Raw genomic sequence first — 617 nt, forward strand, 5'->3', positions numbered from 1 at the left:
GTAGTTAAAAAAGAAAAACCTACTCCTCCTAACAATAGAGGTAACCACAAAAAACCAGAAAATCCAAAACAAAATCCAAAACAAAATCCTACTGGCACATATAATGGTAGCAATATAACTCAATCACAGCCTACAGGAAAACAATTACCTAAAACGCAAGCAGTTAAAAATAATAATACAAAAGAATTAATAGCATTAGCATCAATATCTCTTCTTGCTCTTAGCATACTAAGAAGAAAAAAAAATAATAAATAAATTTTGATATTAATTTATTAAAAAATACCCCTCGAATTTTTTAAGAATTTGAGGGGTAAAATTATGCATTATACATTGATTTTTTTGAAATTTCAATGTATAATTGTTTGGTATGGGAGTGGATGAGTTCTGGTGTGCTCTCTAGTCTTCAAAACTAGTATGAGGGGTTAATAGCCTCTTGGGTGGGTTCGATTCCCACACATTCCCGCCAATTTTAAATAAATATTACAATATGAAAAACACTTCTACAAAGGGGCGTTAAATTAAGAATTTTAAAAAAAACTGACTTAACGAGTCTTTAATTAATAAAACAAAAAAGCTATGAGCAATCGATAAGGTGACCCCACAAAGTTGGACCTAAT

Annotated in this window: 1 protein-coding gene and 1 tRNA gene; both read left to right on the plus strand. The window is 30.3% G+C overall.

All coding sequences use genetic code 11. The features are described from left to right. Positions 1–255 (plus strand): hypothetical protein (locus HMPREF1871_RS06330; protein ID WP_198145786.1); only part of this gene is annotated, 255 nt, incomplete at its 5' end. A gap of 114 nt (positions 256–369) precedes the next feature. Then, positions 370–466, plus strand: a tRNA-Sec gene (locus HMPREF1871_RS05540). Positions 467–617 lie beyond the last annotated feature (151 nt).

The organism is Gemelliphila asaccharolytica, assembly GCF_001553005.1.
GTDB lineage: Bacteria > Bacillota > Bacilli > Staphylococcales > Gemellaceae > Gemelliphila > Gemelliphila asaccharolytica.